The 16,834-nt window shown below is 61.8% G+C and carries 13 protein-coding genes; 6 read left to right on the top strand and 7 right to left on the bottom strand.

The features are described from left to right. Positions 1-8: 8 nt before the first annotated feature. Together ISP25_RS16495 and ISP25_RS16490 are read right to left on the bottom strand one after the other, a co-directional pair. The gene (locus ISP25_RS16495; RefSeq protein ID WP_404615422.1) at positions 9-2,096 is read right to left on the bottom strand and encodes an Atxe2 family lasso peptide isopeptidase; all 2,088 of its coding nucleotides are present in this window, start codon (positions 2,094-2,096) and stop codon (positions 9-11) included. A 56-nt stretch (positions 2,097-2,152) separates the two neighbouring features. Beyond that, positions 2,153-4,561 (bottom strand): TonB-dependent receptor plug domain-containing protein, encoded by a 2,409-nt coding sequence (locus tag ISP25_RS16490; protein WP_404615420.1) that lies wholly within the window; start codon positions 4,559-4,561, stop codon positions 2,153-2,155. Between the two features lie 554 nt (positions 4,562-5,115). On the opposite strand from ISP25_RS16490, the gene ISP25_RS16485 reads away from it, so the two are divergent. The 5 genes from ISP25_RS16485 (at position 5,116) to ISP25_RS16465 (ending at position 8,708) form a co-directional block, all read left to right on the top strand. Then, positions 5,116-5,487 carry a DNA-binding protein gene (locus ISP25_RS16485; RefSeq protein ID WP_225578495.1) on the top strand — a complete coding sequence of 124 codons (372 nt, stop codon included), beginning with the start codon at positions 5,116-5,118 and terminating at the stop codon, positions 5,485-5,487. Between the two features lie 139 nt (positions 5,488-5,626). Beyond that, entirely contained in the window at positions 5,627-6,037 is a 411-nt protein-coding gene (locus tag ISP25_RS16480; RefSeq protein ID WP_404615419.1) for a GFA family protein, read from the top strand. Between the two features lie 139 nt (positions 6,038-6,176). Next, positions 6,177-6,584: a hypothetical protein gene (locus ISP25_RS16475; RefSeq protein ID WP_404615418.1), complete on the top strand. Its 408-nt coding sequence runs from the start codon at positions 6,177-6,179 to the stop codon at positions 6,582-6,584. 110 nt (positions 6,585-6,694) lie between these two features. Continuing rightward, entirely contained in the window at positions 6,695-7,888 is a 1,194-nt protein-coding gene (locus ISP25_RS16470; protein ID WP_404615416.1) for a serine hydrolase domain-containing protein, read from the top strand. 34 nt (positions 7,889-7,922) lie between these two features. Further along, positions 7,923-8,708 (top strand): hypothetical protein, encoded by a 786-nt coding sequence (locus tag ISP25_RS16465; RefSeq protein WP_404615414.1) that lies wholly within the window; start codon positions 7,923-7,925, stop codon positions 8,706-8,708. Between the two features lie 42 nt (positions 8,709-8,750). Here ISP25_RS16465 and ISP25_RS16460 read toward each other — a convergent pair whose 3' ends face one another. Beyond that, a complete protein-coding gene (locus ISP25_RS16460) occupies positions 8,751-9,980 on the bottom strand; it encodes an FAD-dependent oxidoreductase (RefSeq protein WP_404615412.1) in 1,230 nt (409 codons plus the stop codon). Positions 9,981-10,053: 73 nt separating this feature from the next. Between ISP25_RS16460 and ISP25_RS16455 the strand changes: the two genes are divergently transcribed. Then, a complete protein-coding gene (locus ISP25_RS16455) occupies positions 10,054-10,701 on the top strand; it encodes a PadR family transcriptional regulator (RefSeq protein WP_404615411.1) in 648 nt (215 codons plus the stop codon). Positions 10,702-10,996: 295 nt separating this feature from the next. On the opposite strand, the gene ISP25_RS16450 is transcribed toward ISP25_RS16455, so the two are convergent. From ISP25_RS16450 to ISP25_RS16435, 4 genes are all read right to left on the bottom strand, one after another. Further along, on the bottom strand, positions 10,997-13,234 hold the full coding sequence (locus ISP25_RS16450; protein WP_404615409.1) for a CocE/NonD family hydrolase: 2,238 nt from the start codon (positions 13,232-13,234) through the stop codon (positions 10,997-10,999). A 149-nt stretch (positions 13,235-13,383) separates the two neighbouring features. Beyond that, positions 13,384-14,214: a LytTR family DNA-binding domain-containing protein gene (locus ISP25_RS16445; RefSeq protein WP_404615407.1), complete on the bottom strand. Its 831-nt coding sequence runs from the start codon at positions 14,212-14,214 to the stop codon at positions 13,384-13,386. A 260-nt stretch (positions 14,215-14,474) separates the two neighbouring features. Beyond that, positions 14,475-15,971 (bottom strand): P-loop ATPase, Sll1717 family, encoded by a 1,497-nt coding sequence (locus tag ISP25_RS16440; RefSeq protein ID WP_404615405.1) that lies wholly within the window; start codon positions 15,969-15,971, stop codon positions 14,475-14,477. A gap of 115 nt (positions 15,972-16,086) precedes the next feature. After that, positions 16,087-16,833 (bottom strand): TSCPD domain-containing protein, encoded by a 747-nt coding sequence (locus ISP25_RS16435; protein ID WP_192159716.1) that lies wholly within the window; start codon positions 16,831-16,833, stop codon positions 16,087-16,089. Between the last annotated feature and the right edge of the window lies 1 nt (position 16,834).

The following is a 16,834-nucleotide window of genomic DNA, read 5'->3' as shown; positions in this document are numbered from 1 at the left end:
GGCCCAGCTCACGGTGCGCGCGCCGCCATGGCCGCCTTCATCTGCCGCCAGCGGGCGTACTGCACCTTCTTCGATGGGTCCGGGTCTTCGTAGCCCTGCAGCCAGAACCGAAACCAGTCGAGGTTCCTTTCGTACACAGCCAGCTTGTGCCGCGGCTGGAACTTCTGATGCGGTTCGTTCGGGAACACATAGAGATCCGCCTTGTGCTTCCGGATCAACGGAATCTCATAGTCCAACGCGAGCATGTACTCCTGTTCGGAGTGCTGAAAGAGGATCGGGGCGTGGATCCTGTCCACTTGGAAAACCGGCGAGAGTACCTTCCAGCGCTCCGGTGTCTCGTTCGGTGAACTCAGCCCCCACAGATCCCGCAGGCCTTTGAAGAAGGCTTTGCCCTTGATGCTGCCCATCACGTAGTAAAACGGTGACAGCACCGGGGTCGAGACAGATGCAGCCGCAAGCATATTGGATTGGCTGAGCGTCCACATTGTCACCTCGCTGCCAAAGCTCAATCCGCCCATTCCCACGCGCGAGGGGTCGATCTCACCCTCCCGGGACAGCAGCTCAACCGCACTTTCAACCGCCGCCAATCCCTCTCCATATCGCGCCACTGCATCCATGATGTAACCCGGTGGGTGGTTGATGCACAGCGCCGAGATGCCGGCCTGCGCCAACGAGGCGAGCGGCCATTCGTCCCCTACCCCGCCCCGTACAAATCCCGGGCAGCTGTAATAGGTGACGAACAGCGGAGCGGGTCCAGCGCCACCATGTCGGGCCGAATAGAACTGGCCGGCGAACCATCGCCCTTGCTTGTCCTGCCATCGCAGCAGGCGTGCGGGCGCGACCGCTGCCATGTCCTTTGCGAGCGCTGCATTGGGATCGAACAGGACATGACGCTCCCCACTTTCCAGGTCGACCCTCTCCAATCGCGGCGGCTGGTCGGCTTCTGCCGTCACACACGCCAGCGCGCCGTCCGATACGCCGCAGCTCAATGCTGGATCGCGGCCACCGTTGACCAATCCCGTGGTCTCCACGACTACGCGTACCTGCCCCGTCGCCACATTCCATCGAAGGATCGACTGCGCCTGGCCTTGGTGGGGATCGGTGACGGTGAACAGCACTTCGTCATGATCCGGACGCCACTGCATCCCGCTGATGGCCCTGCCCGTGCACAGCTCCGAGATGCAGCGAACGGCGCGGCTCGCATGTGCACGGGGCAACGCGGACAGAAGGACATCCGGACGCTGCTGTTGTCCGCCACGATCGCCGATACGCGTAAGCCAGGCCACTCTGCCGTCCTGCGGATTGCGGACGGATTCCCAGGGATCGCCATCGACACCTGCCTTGCCTGGAGCCAGCGATGGCTCTGCAGGCACATCCGGGCCTGCAAGCGCTCGTTTCGTTCCTGAGGCGAGGTCGATCTCCATCCAGCGATCCGGCACATCGCCGAGCAGCGGAGCGCGGTCGAACCAGACCTTGCCGAAGCGCTGTGTCACCAGGCGCCCCGCGACGTCGCCGGAGCGGAACAGCCCCTGGCCGATCGGCACGGTATCGTCGATATGGATGCCGCTGTCGTATTCGGCCAGCTCCGCCGCCAACACCTCTTCGCGCGTCGCACCGACGCTGTATCTGAGGGCATGACCGCCATCGACCAAGGCGAAATCGCGCACGTCAGCCGCGTCATGCGTCAGTGGTTCCGCGCTGGAGCCGTCGGCTGCCGCGCGCCATATGTCGATTTTTCCGTCGACCACGGCGCGGTAGTAGATCCAACGACTGTCGGGGGACCAAACCACCTTGGGCGGCAAGGATCCGCCTGCCGAATCGCGCAACGGAATGCCGCCATCCGCGACACGTCTAGGCAACGCATCGTCCAGACCCTGTACGTACCAGACAGTGTCGTAGGTATTCCGCCCCACGGACGCGCGTTCGATCCGGAACGCCACACTGTGGCCATCCGGCGATATCGTCGGACCAGCGATATCGGCCACCTCCAGCAGCCGGCGGGGTGAGATCGCGGACGCATGACACGCGGACGCGGAGGTTGCCAGCAAGGCACCTGCAATCAGCAGGTGCCACACGATGCACTTCGGCATGGACATGATCGGCCCTCTTCGACAACGAGGAAACATGGACTGCATCCGGCAGCCGGCACTCATCACCAGTGCTTGGACACGGAGAGACTCAGGAAGCGACCGATCGCCGAATAGTTGGTCGAGTCGTAGGGCGCCACGTAGCGAGGCGAGACCACGCGGTACAGCGGCGGATGGCGATCCAGTGCATTGTCCAGCGACAGGGCGAACTCCATTCCCGACCATGCGTCGTCACGCTTGCCGACGGAATAGCGAAGCGCCGCATCGAACGTGGTGAACGAGGCGGATTTCACGCCGTCGATTCGGTTGGTGACCCCGCTCCGGTAGTTGGCAAAGAGCGACGCGGTGAATCCTCCCCGCTTCCAGTCCGTGCCGAGGCGTCCGCTGACCTTCGGCGGATTGAAAAGCGTGCCCGACAAGGCATAGGCCGGCGCAGTGGGAAGGGTTTGCTGCGTGCTGTCCAGCCAGCTTGTCGATCCGCGCAGGATCAACGCACCCTGCCCCAGTTCGAGCCGATACGATCCCGACAGGTCGATGCCCTGAATACGCTGCTGAGCGGTGTTGGCGTATTGCGTGTAGATGATCGCTGCCACCTTGCTCGGGTCATAAGGTGCTCCGGCAAAGTCGTAGAGCGATTGCGCACTGGCAATCACCTGCGCCTGCACCTGCGGCGTCGGTGCAAGATCGACGTACGGTGCGTAGATCGCGTTGCTCAAAGCCTGGCTGGAGTTGGCGATCGGCTGGATCACCCGATCGTGGTAGTCGATGCGAAACCAGCTCAACTCCGCTTCCAGCTCGCGCACCGACTCGGGATGGAACGCCAGCGACGCCGACTGCGTGGAGGCTCGTTCCGGCTTTAGTTGCCGGTTGCCGCCGTCCAGAACCAGCACGGTGGCATCGGCCGGATAGCCGACGCCGCCGAAGCTGCGCGGCGAAAAGAGATATGCGTTCTGCGCGTAGTCCTGCTCGAAGAGCGTGGGTGCTTTGAAGGACTTGCCCCAGGACGCCTTCAAGGTGAAGTCGGGACTGGGACCGTAGATCACGCCCAGCTTCGGCGTGGTCACGCCACCGAAAGTGCTGTAGTCCTCGCCACGCACCGCAGCTGTCACCTCCAGGCGCTGGACACCGCGGACCTGCTGGTCGGGACCGATCAGCGGAAGGTTGAATTCCGCGTACGCATAGCGGGCGCCTTCGCTGCCGCGGAAGGTGTCGACCGTATTGACGTGGTCGACATCGCGGAACGTGTTCTCCCGGTAGCCGATGCCGGCCGCCAACCGTGCGTCGCCTCCGGGCAATGCGAACAAGGGCCCTTCCGCGCCAAGCTCGTAGCTGCGGCTTTCGTTGCAGTAGCAGGCATCGGTGATCGCCGCCACACCGCTGGCGACCACGGTCTGCACCAGATATTCGTGGTGCTCGTCCCAACCGGAAGTCGCAGCGAGCGACAACGTCCAGTCATTCGGCAGCCAGATCTCCAGACTGGGCGAGACGAGGGTCGTCGTCGTGTCCGGCGTGGCCCGGCTGTTGATACCGCTGTTGTTGTACAGAAACAGTTGGTCGCGCGCGGTACGCAACGCATCCAGGCGCAATTCGGCAGAGTCTCCAAGCGATTGGTGGACGCTAAGCAGGCCGCTGTGCAGGTCACTACCCGGATACAGGGTCGTCGGATTGACCAGCTGCGTGGTGTAGCTGCGCTGGCTGCTGTAGACGGGATCGACCGATTCGTCCTTGTAGGTTGCGATCAGGCCGCCGCTGCGCCAGGTGGTGCCGGCGGTGATGTCGTACTCCCGCGTAATCAGCCCACCGTCGGTGGCTTCGCCATAGCGCGCGCCCACAGTTATACCGTCGTAGTCCCGCTTGAGGATCACGTTGCCCACGCCACCCACCGCATCGGAACCGTAGATCGCCGACGCACCATCCGGGACTATCTCGATACGCTCCACCGCCGCCACCGGTATCGCGCTGATATCCACCGCCTGGGTGAAGCCGCCATAGGCCATGCGGCGTCCGTCGAGCAACGTCAACGTTGCATCGGCGCCGAGGCCACGCAGGTTCAGGCTCGAACCGCCCGTCAGGTTCTGGTTGGCGTTGCCTGCGCCGGCCAGGTTGCCGCTGAGCACGCCTGGGTTCTGTCCTCCCGAGAAGTTCTGCGGCAGGCTGCGGATCACCTCACCGAGATCCGTGAAACCCTCGTCCTGCATCTGCTCGCTGCCGATCGTGATGACCGGCGATGGTGTGCTGCCGCCGCGGATACGCGTGCCGGTGACCGTCATGGCCTGCAGGTTCGTCACCGGTGGCACCGCCGTCTTGCTCGCCGCCTTTTTTGGTTGCTTGTTGGCCGGAGTGTCGACTGTCGATACCGCGCCTTGCGCACTTGCTTCTGTCGTGGTGTCTTGGGCTGCGGCCCAATCGCTCGCACCGCCAGCGGCGACGAGCAGGGCGATGGAAATGGCATTGCGTAGCGTGCTTGTCTTCATGCTGCGTCCTTTGCTTTCCCCAGGTTGGCCCTGCCCGCACCCGGGTTGATCCCGAGTCGAGCCAGGCAAAGTCGTTCGGTGCGACCGGTACGGCATTCGGCATGCATGGGCAGCACGGGGTCGCCAGCCATGGGCATTCGTCGTCGTACCCATTGCAGGCGCGGATCGGCACACAGCAGCCGCCGCCCCAACCCGGCCGCTCGTGCCGGGCCGGCTGCTTCGAGGCGCGCGCGGACGCGCCAGCCGCGCCCAGGCGGCTTCTCCGATTGCCATTCCATTGTTTTCCCTCGCGCAAACCGTGCTTGGACGGCTCGCTGCTGGCTGCCACCCCGCCCTCAGGCAGGGACATTCCCCGTACCGACCCGCACCGGCGTTGTCACCGAAGCTGTTCGTGCGCGTGTGCCGATCAAGAGCAGTACGGGCCCTGTCTGCAACGGCGTCACGCTAGGGTTATAGAATAGCAATTCAAATTTGTATTGACAAGCAAAACTTGCCAAACGTGATTGGTCGGCTTGCAAGAATGACTTGGGTTCCCGTTGTACGTCCTGGTCCGCATGCCCCGTCCCGCACCCTATGTCGATTTCGCCGGCCGCCTGCAGCACGCCTGCAACGAAGCCGGCGTGCCTGGCGGGCGCCAGCGCGTGGTCACGGTTGCCGCGCATTTCGGCGTAGCCCGTGAAACCGCCAGACTGTGGTTCGCCGGACGCGCCCTGCCGGAACTGTCGCGACTGATCGAGATGGCCGTGGAATACCGCTGCAGCCTGGACTGGCTGGCGATGGGACGCGAGCCGGCGACCTCCGGTGTGGGCGAGCAAGCCTCCAGCTACGAAACGCTGTCGCCGCAGGAGCGCAGCGTGATCACGGCCATGCGCGGGCTCAGCGCGAAGCGCCGCGCTGGCCTGATAGCCTTTCTCTGCGAGCATTGAACTGCAGGGCACGACAAGCTCCCGGAGCCCGTCGTACCCGCAATAGCTTTCTGCGGCCAAGACACGGCTCGTCGAAGGAGCGCGCGTTGTCGCAAGAAACATCCCTGGCACGTTTCTGAAAAAAGATCGGCGGGTTCCCATGCTCAAGACGTACACCGGAAGCTGTCACTGCGGCGCCGTCCGCTTCGAAGCGGATCTCGATGTCAGCGCCGGCACCGGCAAGTGCAACTGCACGATCTGCACCAAGATGCGTCTGTGGTCGATCAACGCCCTTCCGCAGGCATTCCGCCTGCTGTCAGGCGAAAGCGATCTCACGGACTATCGGGGGCGCGGAAACTCGGTCGCGCACCATCAGTTCTGCAAACACTGCGGCATCCGGGCGTTCGAATGGGTCGACATGCCCAACATGAGCGGCAGCAAGTACTACAACATCAACGTCATGTGCCTCGACGGCCTCGACGTCGATGAGTTGCTGCGGGCACCCGTAACGTATTACGACGGCCTCAACGACAACTGGGACGAAACGCCCGCCGAGACGCGGCACCTGTAGCGGGAAGGGCTTCGGTCTCACGATTGACGGTTCAGTCACGGTACGTCGACACCCATGCAATGTTGACGGGTCATGCCGCGCTTGCTTGCATGTTGCGCCGGTTCCGCGGCAATCCCCAAAAAATCCGAGACCGATAACCATGATCCGCACTCTTGCAATAGCCTCCCTGCTCGCCGCGGGCGTGGCTCTTTCCGTTCCTGCACTGGCGCAGACCCAACAGGCTCAACAGGCCCAGTCCGCCCCGGCTGCCGCTGCACCAGCGACGACATCGAACGCGGCCTCCAAGGCAGCCGCCAAGGCCGCGAGGAAAGCCGCCAAACAAACCGCCAAAGCCAACAAGCAAACCCTGAAAGCCAAGAAGCAGGCCGCCAAGCAGGCCAGCAAGGCCGCCAAGCAGGCGGCGAAGGCCGACAAGCAAAGGACCAAGGGGACGAAGGCAGCGAAGCGCAAGAACAAGAAGTCGCACAAGAACCCCACGACCGGCGCACCGGCCTCCGCTGGCGCACCCGCGAGCGCGCCGGCCGCCAGCGGTTCTGCAGGCGCGTGAGATAAGCGTGGCGATAGCTGGCGCGGAATAGACGCGCGCCGGCGGATTCCCATCACCGCCCCGCTATGCCTTAATCCGTTCCGCCCCTGTTGCCGCGAGCGGAGCGGATCATGGCCTCGCGCTGGATCGTCTGTCTGTTGCTCCTGCTTAGCGCCGATGCATGGGCCGGCGACCCCGTTGCCACGGTGCGTGTCGCCTTCAACCACGACGGCATCACCGCCATCCGCGTGCACGGCTATGCCGACAAGGCCGCGGGTCGCGAGGTCACCGCGGACGACCCGGTACGCATCGCCTCCATCTCCAAGCTGGTCACCACGCTGGGCGTGATGCGCCTGGTGGAGGCAGGCAAGCTGAACCTGGATGAGGATGCATCCGGCCTGCTCGGTTGGCGGTTGCGCAACCCGGCCTTTCCGCAGGTGCCAATCACCCTGCGCATGCTGCTGTCGCACCGCTCCAGCCTCACCGACAACGCCGGCTACTGGCAATCACCGTTGGGCGGCGAGCTGCGCGACATCGTCAAGGACCCGCGCGCCTGGGACACCGGGCATGCGCCGGGCAGCTACTTCCACTACACCAACCTCAACTTTCCGCTGGTGGCGCAGATCATGGAGCGCGCCACCGGCGAGCGCTTCGACCAACTGATGGCGCGTCTGGTGCTGCGGCCGCTGGGTATCGACGCCTGCTTCAACTGGGCGTTGTGCAGCGACGCCACCGCCGCCCGTGCGGTGGTGCTGTACGACGCCGGTGGCAAGCCGGTGAAGGACGACAACCATGGCCGCAAGCCCGCCTGCCCGGTGACACCGGCCAGCGACGGCAGCTGCGACCTCAAGCGCTGGCACGCCGGCACCAACGGTGCATTGTTCTCGCCGCAGGGTGGCTTGCGCATTTCCGCCAAGGGCCTGGCGCGCATCGGCGAACTGCTGCTGGGCAATGGCACGATCGACGGCAAGCGCCTGCTCAAATCCAGCTCCATCCAGGCGATGATCACCCCGGAGTGGCAATACCGCCCCGGCGACGGCCTGACCTACGAGGAAGACAGCGGCGACGTCGACCAAGGCTTCTTCTGCCGCTACGGCCTCGCTGTGCAGACATTGGCCACGCCAGCAAAAGGCTGCCGCGACGATCCGTTCGGCGACAGCGTGGCACGCGTGGGGCATTCTGGCTCCGCCTATGGGCTGCAAGCCGGCCTGTGGGTAGACCGCAAAAACGGGACCGGGGTGGTGTGGTTCGCGACCGGCATGCCAGACCAACGCATCGGCGGCAAATCGGCCTTCAGTGCCGTGGAAGAAGAGTTGGCGCATTAGGGTGACAGCACGACATCATTGAGAGGATCAAGCGATGCGTATTGCGAGCGTGGGACATACAGTGTTTGCGGCGACCCTGATTGCCCTCGGCATCCTGGGCCTGATCGAGGGCGGATTCACTGTCATATGGCAACCGGTGTTCGATCACGTGCCGGCCGCAAAACCTCTTGCCTATCTCTGCGCCGCGGTTTCGCTGGCGTGCGGCCTCGGCCTATTCTGGCCACGCTCGACTGCGCTGGCCGCGCGCGTGCTGTTTTTCTATGCGCTGTTGTGGCTGCTGGTGTTCAAGTTACCGCTGATCGCCCAGGCACCGCTCACGGAAGGCTCGTATCAATACTGCAGCGAGATGGCAGTGATTGTGGCAGGTGCATGGGTACTGTATGCGTGGTTCGCCACCGATGCAGACCGGCGCCGTCTCGGCTTCGCTGTCGGCAACCGAGGCCTGCGCATGGCACGCGTACTCTACGGCCTGGCACTGATCGGCTTCGGCTTCTCGCACTTCGTCTATCTCAACCTCACCGCCCCGCTGATTCCCCACTGGCTACATGTACCGGTGTTCTGGGCCTACCTGACCGGTGCCGCCTACCTCGCCGCCGGCGTGGCGATTCTCCTCAACGTGCTCGCCCGGCTGGCCGCCACCCTCTCGGCCTTGATGATGGGTCTGTTCCTGCTGCTGATCTGGCTGCCCATGGTTGCCGCTGGCCATATCAGTGCCTTCAACTGGGGCGAGACGTATGCGACCTGGGTGCTGACGGTCGCGGCTTGGGTGGTGGCGGACTCGTATCGCGGCATGCGTTGGTTGTCGCGTCTGCATCCATAGGGAATTTCCCTCGCAGAACGTCAGCTGTAGCAGGCAAACCCATCAAGGAAAGCCGGAGGCGGACGGCGCCGGCTTCTCAAGCACCGACGCCGCCCAATCGATCCTGTAACTGTGTTGCCCGCCGAACATCTTGTCCGGCTTGAAGAACGTCTTCAGTGCAATTGGCATCAGGATGTGCGCCACCGCTTTCGCCAAAGGTCCAGAAGCTTTCTTGCTGTTGGACCTGGCGGCATTGGCAGCCACTCTTTCAACACGCTCTCGGCGTAGCTGTTCGTAACGCTCAAAAGCTTGGGCAGGCCTCGGGAGGTCACGCAGGCAACGCGCGAGCTGGATAGCGCTTTCTATCGCGAGTGAAGCACCCTGCCCGGAACTGGATGACGGTGCGTGCACAGCGTCGCCGACCAACACCATTCTTTTGCTGTGCCAGCGAGGAACGGGAGGCATCATCTCACTTGCGCCTGTGGCGATAAGTTGGTCCGCATCGGCATGTTGCAGCAGAGCTTGGGCGGGATGGTCGTCCTGGCAAAGATCGCGCAAACGATTCAACCATTGGGAGGCAGGTACCTTGCGAACCTCTGCCGAAGTCAGTGGCGTATCGTGCGGAAGGGCGGTGAACCAGCAAATGCCCAGATTCGGATCCAGCCAGTAGCCCAGAAAGGCGCGCTTGCCGAATACAAAGGTCATCGTGTCGGATGGCGCTTCGACCGTTCCGTGCGGCGCACCACCGCCAAATCCCAGGTGACCCGTGTATTGGGGCGCTGGGGCATTCGGATCGATCAATCCGCGCACGGTGGAACGGATGCCATCCGCTCCAATCAGGATATCGCCGCTGGCGTGGCTGCCGTCGGCGAATTGCACGCATACGCCATCGGTCGTCTCGCTTGCACCAACCAATCGCTTTCCGTAGACGATCGGTATGGCGGCAGCCTCGACTGCGTTCCTGAGTACTTTGTAGAGATCGGAGCGCCACACCACCCGACTGGGTTGCATGCCTGCCAGGCCGCTGAAGCGGCAAAGCACTTTTCCGCGACTGTCTGCGATGGCCATGTGCGAAATCGGCCGGCTGACTGCGTGCAGCTCGGCATCGATACCAATGATTTTCAACGCTTCGAGGCCATTGGGCGCCAGCATCATGCCGGCGCCCACGCCGTCCGCCGCAGCGGGGTACGACTCATAGATCGTCGAACGAATACCGGCTTTTCCGAGTGCGAGTGCTACGGCCGGGCCGGCAATGCCGCCGCCTATTACCAGTGCATGTTTTACGGCTGCCATGCGCCCATCCTTTTTCATAAGTCATGATATGACTATATATAGACATAGAATGACTAAGGATGCAAGATGACCCTTGACCAAGCATCAGGACGCGCGCATGAAGCCTCGCCCACGACAACGTTCGCCTTTGGCGATGGTGGTTCTCGGCTTCGTTTTGGAGGCCCCTTCGCACGCCTATCGCATGCATGAGCTCATCAAGCAGCGCGGCAAGGACAAGATAGTCAACGTGGCGCAACGCAACAGCGTCTATCAGGCGATTGCCCAACTGCAGACTGCAGAACTCATACGCGTGCGCGAAACGCAACAGAACGAAGGTCGCCCCGAACGCGTGGTTTACGAGATTACGCCGTTGGGCAAGAAGACGTTCTACGCTTGGCTGGAAGGCATGCTTGGCGAACCGCGGCGTGAATACAACGAATTCCCCGCCGCGCTGGCCACGGTGATGGCGTTATCGCCCGAGGCGGTGGCTGTGCAATTGCAACGACGTCGCCTGACCCTCAAGCAGCAGTTGGATGAGTCCGTGTCCGATTCCAAAGAATGCCTCAGGAAAGGTTTGCCGCGGCTGGTCCTGCTGGATGATGAGTACAAGCAAGTGCTGCTAAAGGCCGAGATCAAATGGCTGAACGGATTGATTGCAGAGCTCGAATCCGGAGAAATGACCTGGACAGAAAAGTGGCTGCGCCACTTGGCGGCGCAATTCGAAACAGGTAAGGCAGATTGATGCGCATATCGACGACCGGTCTCGCGATGCGCTCGATTCGGTGCCCGCAACTTGCCCCTCGGCAAACCGCCTCTTCGCGTCCAACCTTCTTCAGATGACCGATTGGACTCCAGATCGGCACGCTACCCAAAGCCGAAGAAGCGGCTCAACTTGAACCAAAGAACTCTGCCCAGGCAGCGCTTCTGAGTCCACGGCAAGCCCGCACATCGCATGCTTGCCGTGGACGCAACAGGAAACCAATTACAGCTCTTGTCATCCGCTCTCCCGGCAAAGCCGCGGTAGCGGACAAAAGACGTCAGCGGCCGCGCACGAATTCGAGGCTTCCGCGCATGCCGAGTTCGAGATAGCTGCCGGCCAGCCAGCGGATCCGCAAGGGATCCCCTGCGTCGGCCATCGATTCGGTACTCACGTCGCGGCCCGTGCCGTAATTGATCTGGGTCTGGGGGGTCTTGGGCACGCCAATCACGGCCACGATGCGGCTTCCTGCCGGGAGCAGGCGCGCGGTCACCATCTGGCTCTGGAATGCAAGGGTGTTCGGCTGGCCGGGCTGCAGCAAATGCCGCTGAGTGCGGTCCTGCATGTAGCTCGCCCGGCCGAGGTACGAGGCCAGGTCGAGATATCGGCCGTCGGGCGTCAACGCGTAGAAGTTGACCGCCAGATCGAAGTCGCGCTTGTTGGTGACGACCTCGAATCGCCCTTGAAACAAGCCGTCGATCTCCAGCGCTTTGGTCAGCTTCTGTGTTTCGAACACGAGGGCGTTGCGCGTGTCGGGCATGCCTGCTGGCGGACTGAAATCCGCATCACTGCGATCAGCGAAATTCACCACGAGCTCAGGCGGAAGGGACTGCTTGTCCGGAGCGCCATCGAACAGCAACCGATCGCCTTCGTGACGACCGGTGAGATAGAAGCGTCGGTAGCTCGCAGCCATGTCGGCGAGCGTGGACACGTGCCGCCAGGTGTTCGCGCCCATCACTTCGAAGTTGACCCGATCGCTGAGCAGGTCGGGCAGCGGTGCGCCGCGGAACACGTGCTCGAACCACTTCAGCCGCACGTCCTGAAGGTCGAGCAGCGCCGCCTTGTCGACGACATAGCCATCGACCTCGGGCAGCACGCCGGTCTGCATGGCGATGTGGTGGTAAGGGCCGATCAGCATCCGGTCGTCGGCCGACGGGCGATACGTGAGATGTTGCTGGAAGTAGTACAGCGCGCCCACCATGCCGCCGTCGTAGTAGCCGGTTTCGACGAAGACTGGAATGTCGATGTCGGCGAACTCGCGGCCATAGGGGATCAGGCGCCGCCAGTAGGCGTCGTAGGACGGATGCTTCAGCCAGGTATCGAAGATCGGGTTGGGCCTGCCGTCGATCTTGTCCAGGTCGCGATAGGGCTTGCCGCTGACGTACCACTGGCGCTCGAGTCCGGTCCAATGGGCGCGGTCGTCGAAGGCCTTGTCGTCGAGGCCCTTGGTGTCCGTGGTGTAGAACGGCCAGTAGTAGATGAAGCTCTGGAACACGTTGCCCTGCATCGGCGTATCGATGCCCGGGGCATTGGTGGCGTGGGTGGCGATCGCCTTCAGCGCCGGCGGATGGTGCTTGGCGGCGGCCCATTGGGTGAAGCCGTTGTAGCTGCCGCTGAACATGCCGACGCGACCGTCGCTCCAGGCCTGGCGCGCCAGCCATGCGATCACCGTTGCGGCGTCGTCGCCATCATGGACGTAGGGCACCACGGCGCCGGGACTGCGGCCTTTGCCTCGCGTATAGGCGACCACGCCGGCATAGCCATGGGCAGCCATTTTCTTGGCGTCGTCCATGCTCCAGTCATCGTTGGCGTAGATCGTGAAATTCAGCAGAGCGGTCAGCCTGGTCGATTGGGCGGAACGCGGACGCACGAGGATCGCGGCGATCTTCGCGCCATCCGGCGTCGGGATCAGGATCTGGTCGTCGACCAGGAAGCGGCGTTGCGTGTCGGCCTCAAGCAGCGGCTTCAAAGCGGGCACCAGGTAGGTCCATGCGGCCAATCCCTGGCGAGCCGCAATCAGGTTCGCGGCCGAAGGACAATCCGCCAGCCGCATCCCGGCGCAGGCTTTCTCCTGCTCCGCCACCTTGGCGCGCACGGCATCCAGGTCGACTTCGTACCAGGGGCCGACGTCCACGGCCTGGTCGTCCGGGAGGGACCCGTAGAGTTCGGAAAACGCGCGGCGCAAGGCGGCAGAAGCCTCGCTCCCGTTCGCCTCGTAGGCTTTCGCACGCGCATAGGTCTGCCAGGGCACGACCGAGGGAACCAGCCTGGGCTCGCTGGACCGGTAGGCGGCGGCGAGGCGATCCAGGGTCGCCTCGGCGTCGGCATAGCGTCCGGCGGCGAGCTGCAGCCGATAAAGCACGATCAACTCGGCCGGTGTCGCGGCCGAGGCATGGCTTGCGATCAGTGACGCCGCGATGCCGGGCAACGCGGCCTCGGTGGCCGGGGCCACGCTGGCATGAGCACCGGAGACGACGAGGCCCCAGGCAAGCAGGATGGGCAGGACGAAGACTTTCATGCCGTTCTTTCTCCGGATTATTCGAGCCAAGGTCGGTTCGTCCCGGGCCAGAAGGCCAGGACGGCGCGATGGTCGCGGGATCCGGAAAGGAAAGGCCGGAAAATCGGCGAATGGACACTACGCTGCGGCGAACGGGAACGGCGAGATGGTCAGATGACCCGGTTGCGCAGCAGCTTCGCCCCGTCGCGGCTGGTCGAGATGGCCTGGCCGTTATCCATGTGCAGCAGCAAGCGGCCGCCGCCGGCCGGCTCGGCGCTGGCGATGCGATGGGTGTTCACGATCCATGAGCGATGCACGCGGACATATTTCGCCGGATCGAGCGACCTGGCGAATTCCGCCAGCGTCACGCGGACCAGGTGCTTGCCGCTCTGCGTACGCACTTCGGCGTAGTCGTCCGCACCGCCGATGCTCACCACCGTATCCATGTCGAGCGGCCTGAGCTCGTCGCCTATCCGGACGAAATAACGGGAGAGGCCGCCGTCGGCACGCGCTTCGGACTCTGCTGCGGGAGCATCCGGCACCGCGGGGCGCCCCGCCTCCGCGGCGCTGGCCGGGGGCGCAGCGATTGCGACGGGCGCACCGTCTCCAGCCGACTCACGGCGCAACGCGATTTGAGCCCAGTCCGGGACCTGCAGGTAGGACACCGCTGCGATCAAGGCGTAGGTCGTCACGTTCTCCAGCGACTGCCAGGCGGCTCCGCTGAGCGAGAAGGGACGCACCACAAAACCATCGGGACCGGCACCGTTGAACAGGCCAAGCAGCACGATCAGCAACAGATACGAGAGCGCCGTGAACGCCGCACACAGCAACAAGTGGGCGACGAGCTGGATTCCGGCAGCGCGCCCGACCAGGCGCTGCGCCACGATGCGGCGCACGGCTACCCCGAAGATCACCACAGGAATCGTATTGGCCGCTCCGCCCAACAGGCAGCCCGCAAGATCGAGGCCCATGGCCAGCCGGATCGTGGCGGTATAGGCCACGAAGACGCCAACGACCGCCAGGACATCGAAAGTACGCTGCCTCATTTGCCTCCCAGCCTTTGTCCCAGTCCCATTACATAGAAACCAGGATCAGGATCGACCTTCTAAAAGTGCACACCGGCCCCTGTTTCGCATTGAATAGCTGCAGAGAAATTAGCCATTAGAATCAACTTGTCACCGAGTCACATCAAAAACGCACGTCGCCCCGTAATCGAAATCGGTCCGCTCTTTAGAATCTGACTCCGCATCTTCACTTGCACCTACTCTGCTGTTCCTTGGACCATATCCAAAGCATCGCGGTAGAGGAAAGGCACCCAGTATTCCGGATCGTCCCTCGCCCCTCTTTTCTCAAAGAATCCAATATCTGCAAGATTATTTGCTAACTCATACGCATGCCCTTGGCTCATATTCCAAACTTTTGCCAAAGTATCGGTCTTTTGAGAAGTACGTCCACCGCGCAGTTTTTCCATGGCTCCGCGCAACTCTGGATACTCGGCGTAAAGCGTCTGAGTCAACCTTACTTCGGAAACTTCCGGCAATGCCTCTTTGAATACGGACCGGGCAAACAGAGCCTCTCCTTCTGGCTCAGCCTCGCCAAGCTCGAGCCGCCTCATTTGCTGCGATCTTAGAGAATTGAGGAAATGAATAAGCTCGCGTGGCGCATTATTTTGAGACCCATCTCGCGTTCGGCTGAGCATCCAATCAAGAGTTGTTGGCTTATTTGGACCACCATCAACTTGAGTTGGAAAGAGACGATAAAAGAAATGATCTTGCGCTATCGCCGACTCAATCACGTCAGTATATTTGACATCAAAATTCTTTACCAACGCTGCGTTATGGAGCGCTCGCTTAACAATTAAATTCAGCAGCGACGCTCGATTCCACGCAATTGTCACATGACGAGTAATATGACTCGCCTCTCTAAAGCCTTCATTTGTAATACGATTCCATATGTCTGTGCGCAGAAAAATCTTTATTTTTATATTGCCGAATCCAAATATATCCAAGCACACCCGAAAAAGCGCTCGAAGAGCATTTTTTTCCAAATCGGAATTTTCAGTGAAGGCGACGTCCAATCTATCAAGAAGGATCCACACGCTATAATTTGAGTATTTCCGTAGAACTTCATTAGCCTCAGCCAAAAGCGCATCAATGGGCTCAACGCCCTGAGCTCTTGCGTTTGCACTCGGTTCGCTAAATACAATTTTTCCACCGAATCCAATCGGCAGCTGAGTATGAGGATCTAATTTTACGTTGCCTTCAAGCTCTTTTGGTCGCGCCCAGCCCTTCACATAATCAAAGACCACATGCACTAATGCCTGTAAAGTCCTTTTCCCTTTAACCAATCCATCCTTAGCGAGGATGCCGCGCAATCTTGTCGCCTCATCTCCCTCGATACCATATTCGTCGAAAGCTGCGACTAAAAGTGAAAGGAAGTAGAGCTTCCAAAGATTCACGAACTCTCTTTCCGAAACGGGAGGGTCCGTCATAAGGTCTCTAAAAGCAGGAGTTCCTCGAGGATTTTCGCCAGGAACGAGAACAACCTGCCGATCTAATAACTGACCCGCCCTGGCGACCAAGAGCGAGTAAAGAGCACTTTTACCCGAACCCTTCGGCCCATAGATCACATCTATGTCTCCGCCGAAAACACGCCGCCAATTATCGGTTTCAACAAAATACGAGGCTAGGTTATCCCCCTCCTCCTCCGCAATTCGCTGCCCGAAGTCAACCTCAGCAAGTATTTCTTGCTTTGACATACGCCCCCCTTAAATCAGCAAGAATAAATTGCATTGATCCTAATCAACTTTGCACCCCCAATACGACAGAAGGCGGCACATTTGCCGCCTTCTGTCGTATTTATATTCAAATTACTTACCCACACTTCGAATACCCGCAATTCAAGCAAGTCTGGCACCCATCCATCAGCACCAGCGCCTGCGTGTTGCACTTCTGGCACAACGTGGCGCCGGGCGGGAAGCTGCCGTTGGATTCGGTGCTTTCAGCAGCCGCAGCTGCGCTCACGTCAGAGTTTTTTTTTGCGCTGGCCGCCTCGTAGGCAGCGCGCTTCTCCGCGATCAGCGCACGCTGGCTGTCGCTCATCTCGGGGTCGTGGATGAGCCCGATGTTCTTCATGTGCTGCTCGATCACCGCGCCGATCTCGGCGACGATGCTGGGCATGTAGACGCCGCCGGCCTTGAAGTAGCCGCCGCGCGGGTCGAACACGGCCTTCATCTCCTCCACCAGGAAGGTGACGTCGCCGCCCTTGCGGAACACGGCGGAGAGGATGCGGGTGAGCGCCACGATCCACTGGAAGTGGTCCATGTTCTTCGAGTTGATGAAGATCTCGAAGGGGCGGCGCTGCTCGTGCTTGGTGCCGGCGTTGAGCACGATGTCGTTGATGGTGACGTACAGCGCGTGCTCGAACAGCGGCGACTTGATCTTGAAGGTGGAGCCGATCAGCGTCTCGGGACGCTCCAGGCTCTCGTGCATCTGGATGACTTCGGCCTGACGCGGCTCGGCCTTGGCGGTATCGGAGGCGGATGCTGCGGCGGGCGCGGCCTTGTCCTCGGGCTTGACGACGTTGTAGCCCTTGATCTTCTTTTCGATCTTGATCGCCATG

The organism is Rhodanobacter hydrolyticus (assembly GCF_044904645.1).
This window is presented reverse-complemented; position numbering and strand designations above follow the sequence as displayed.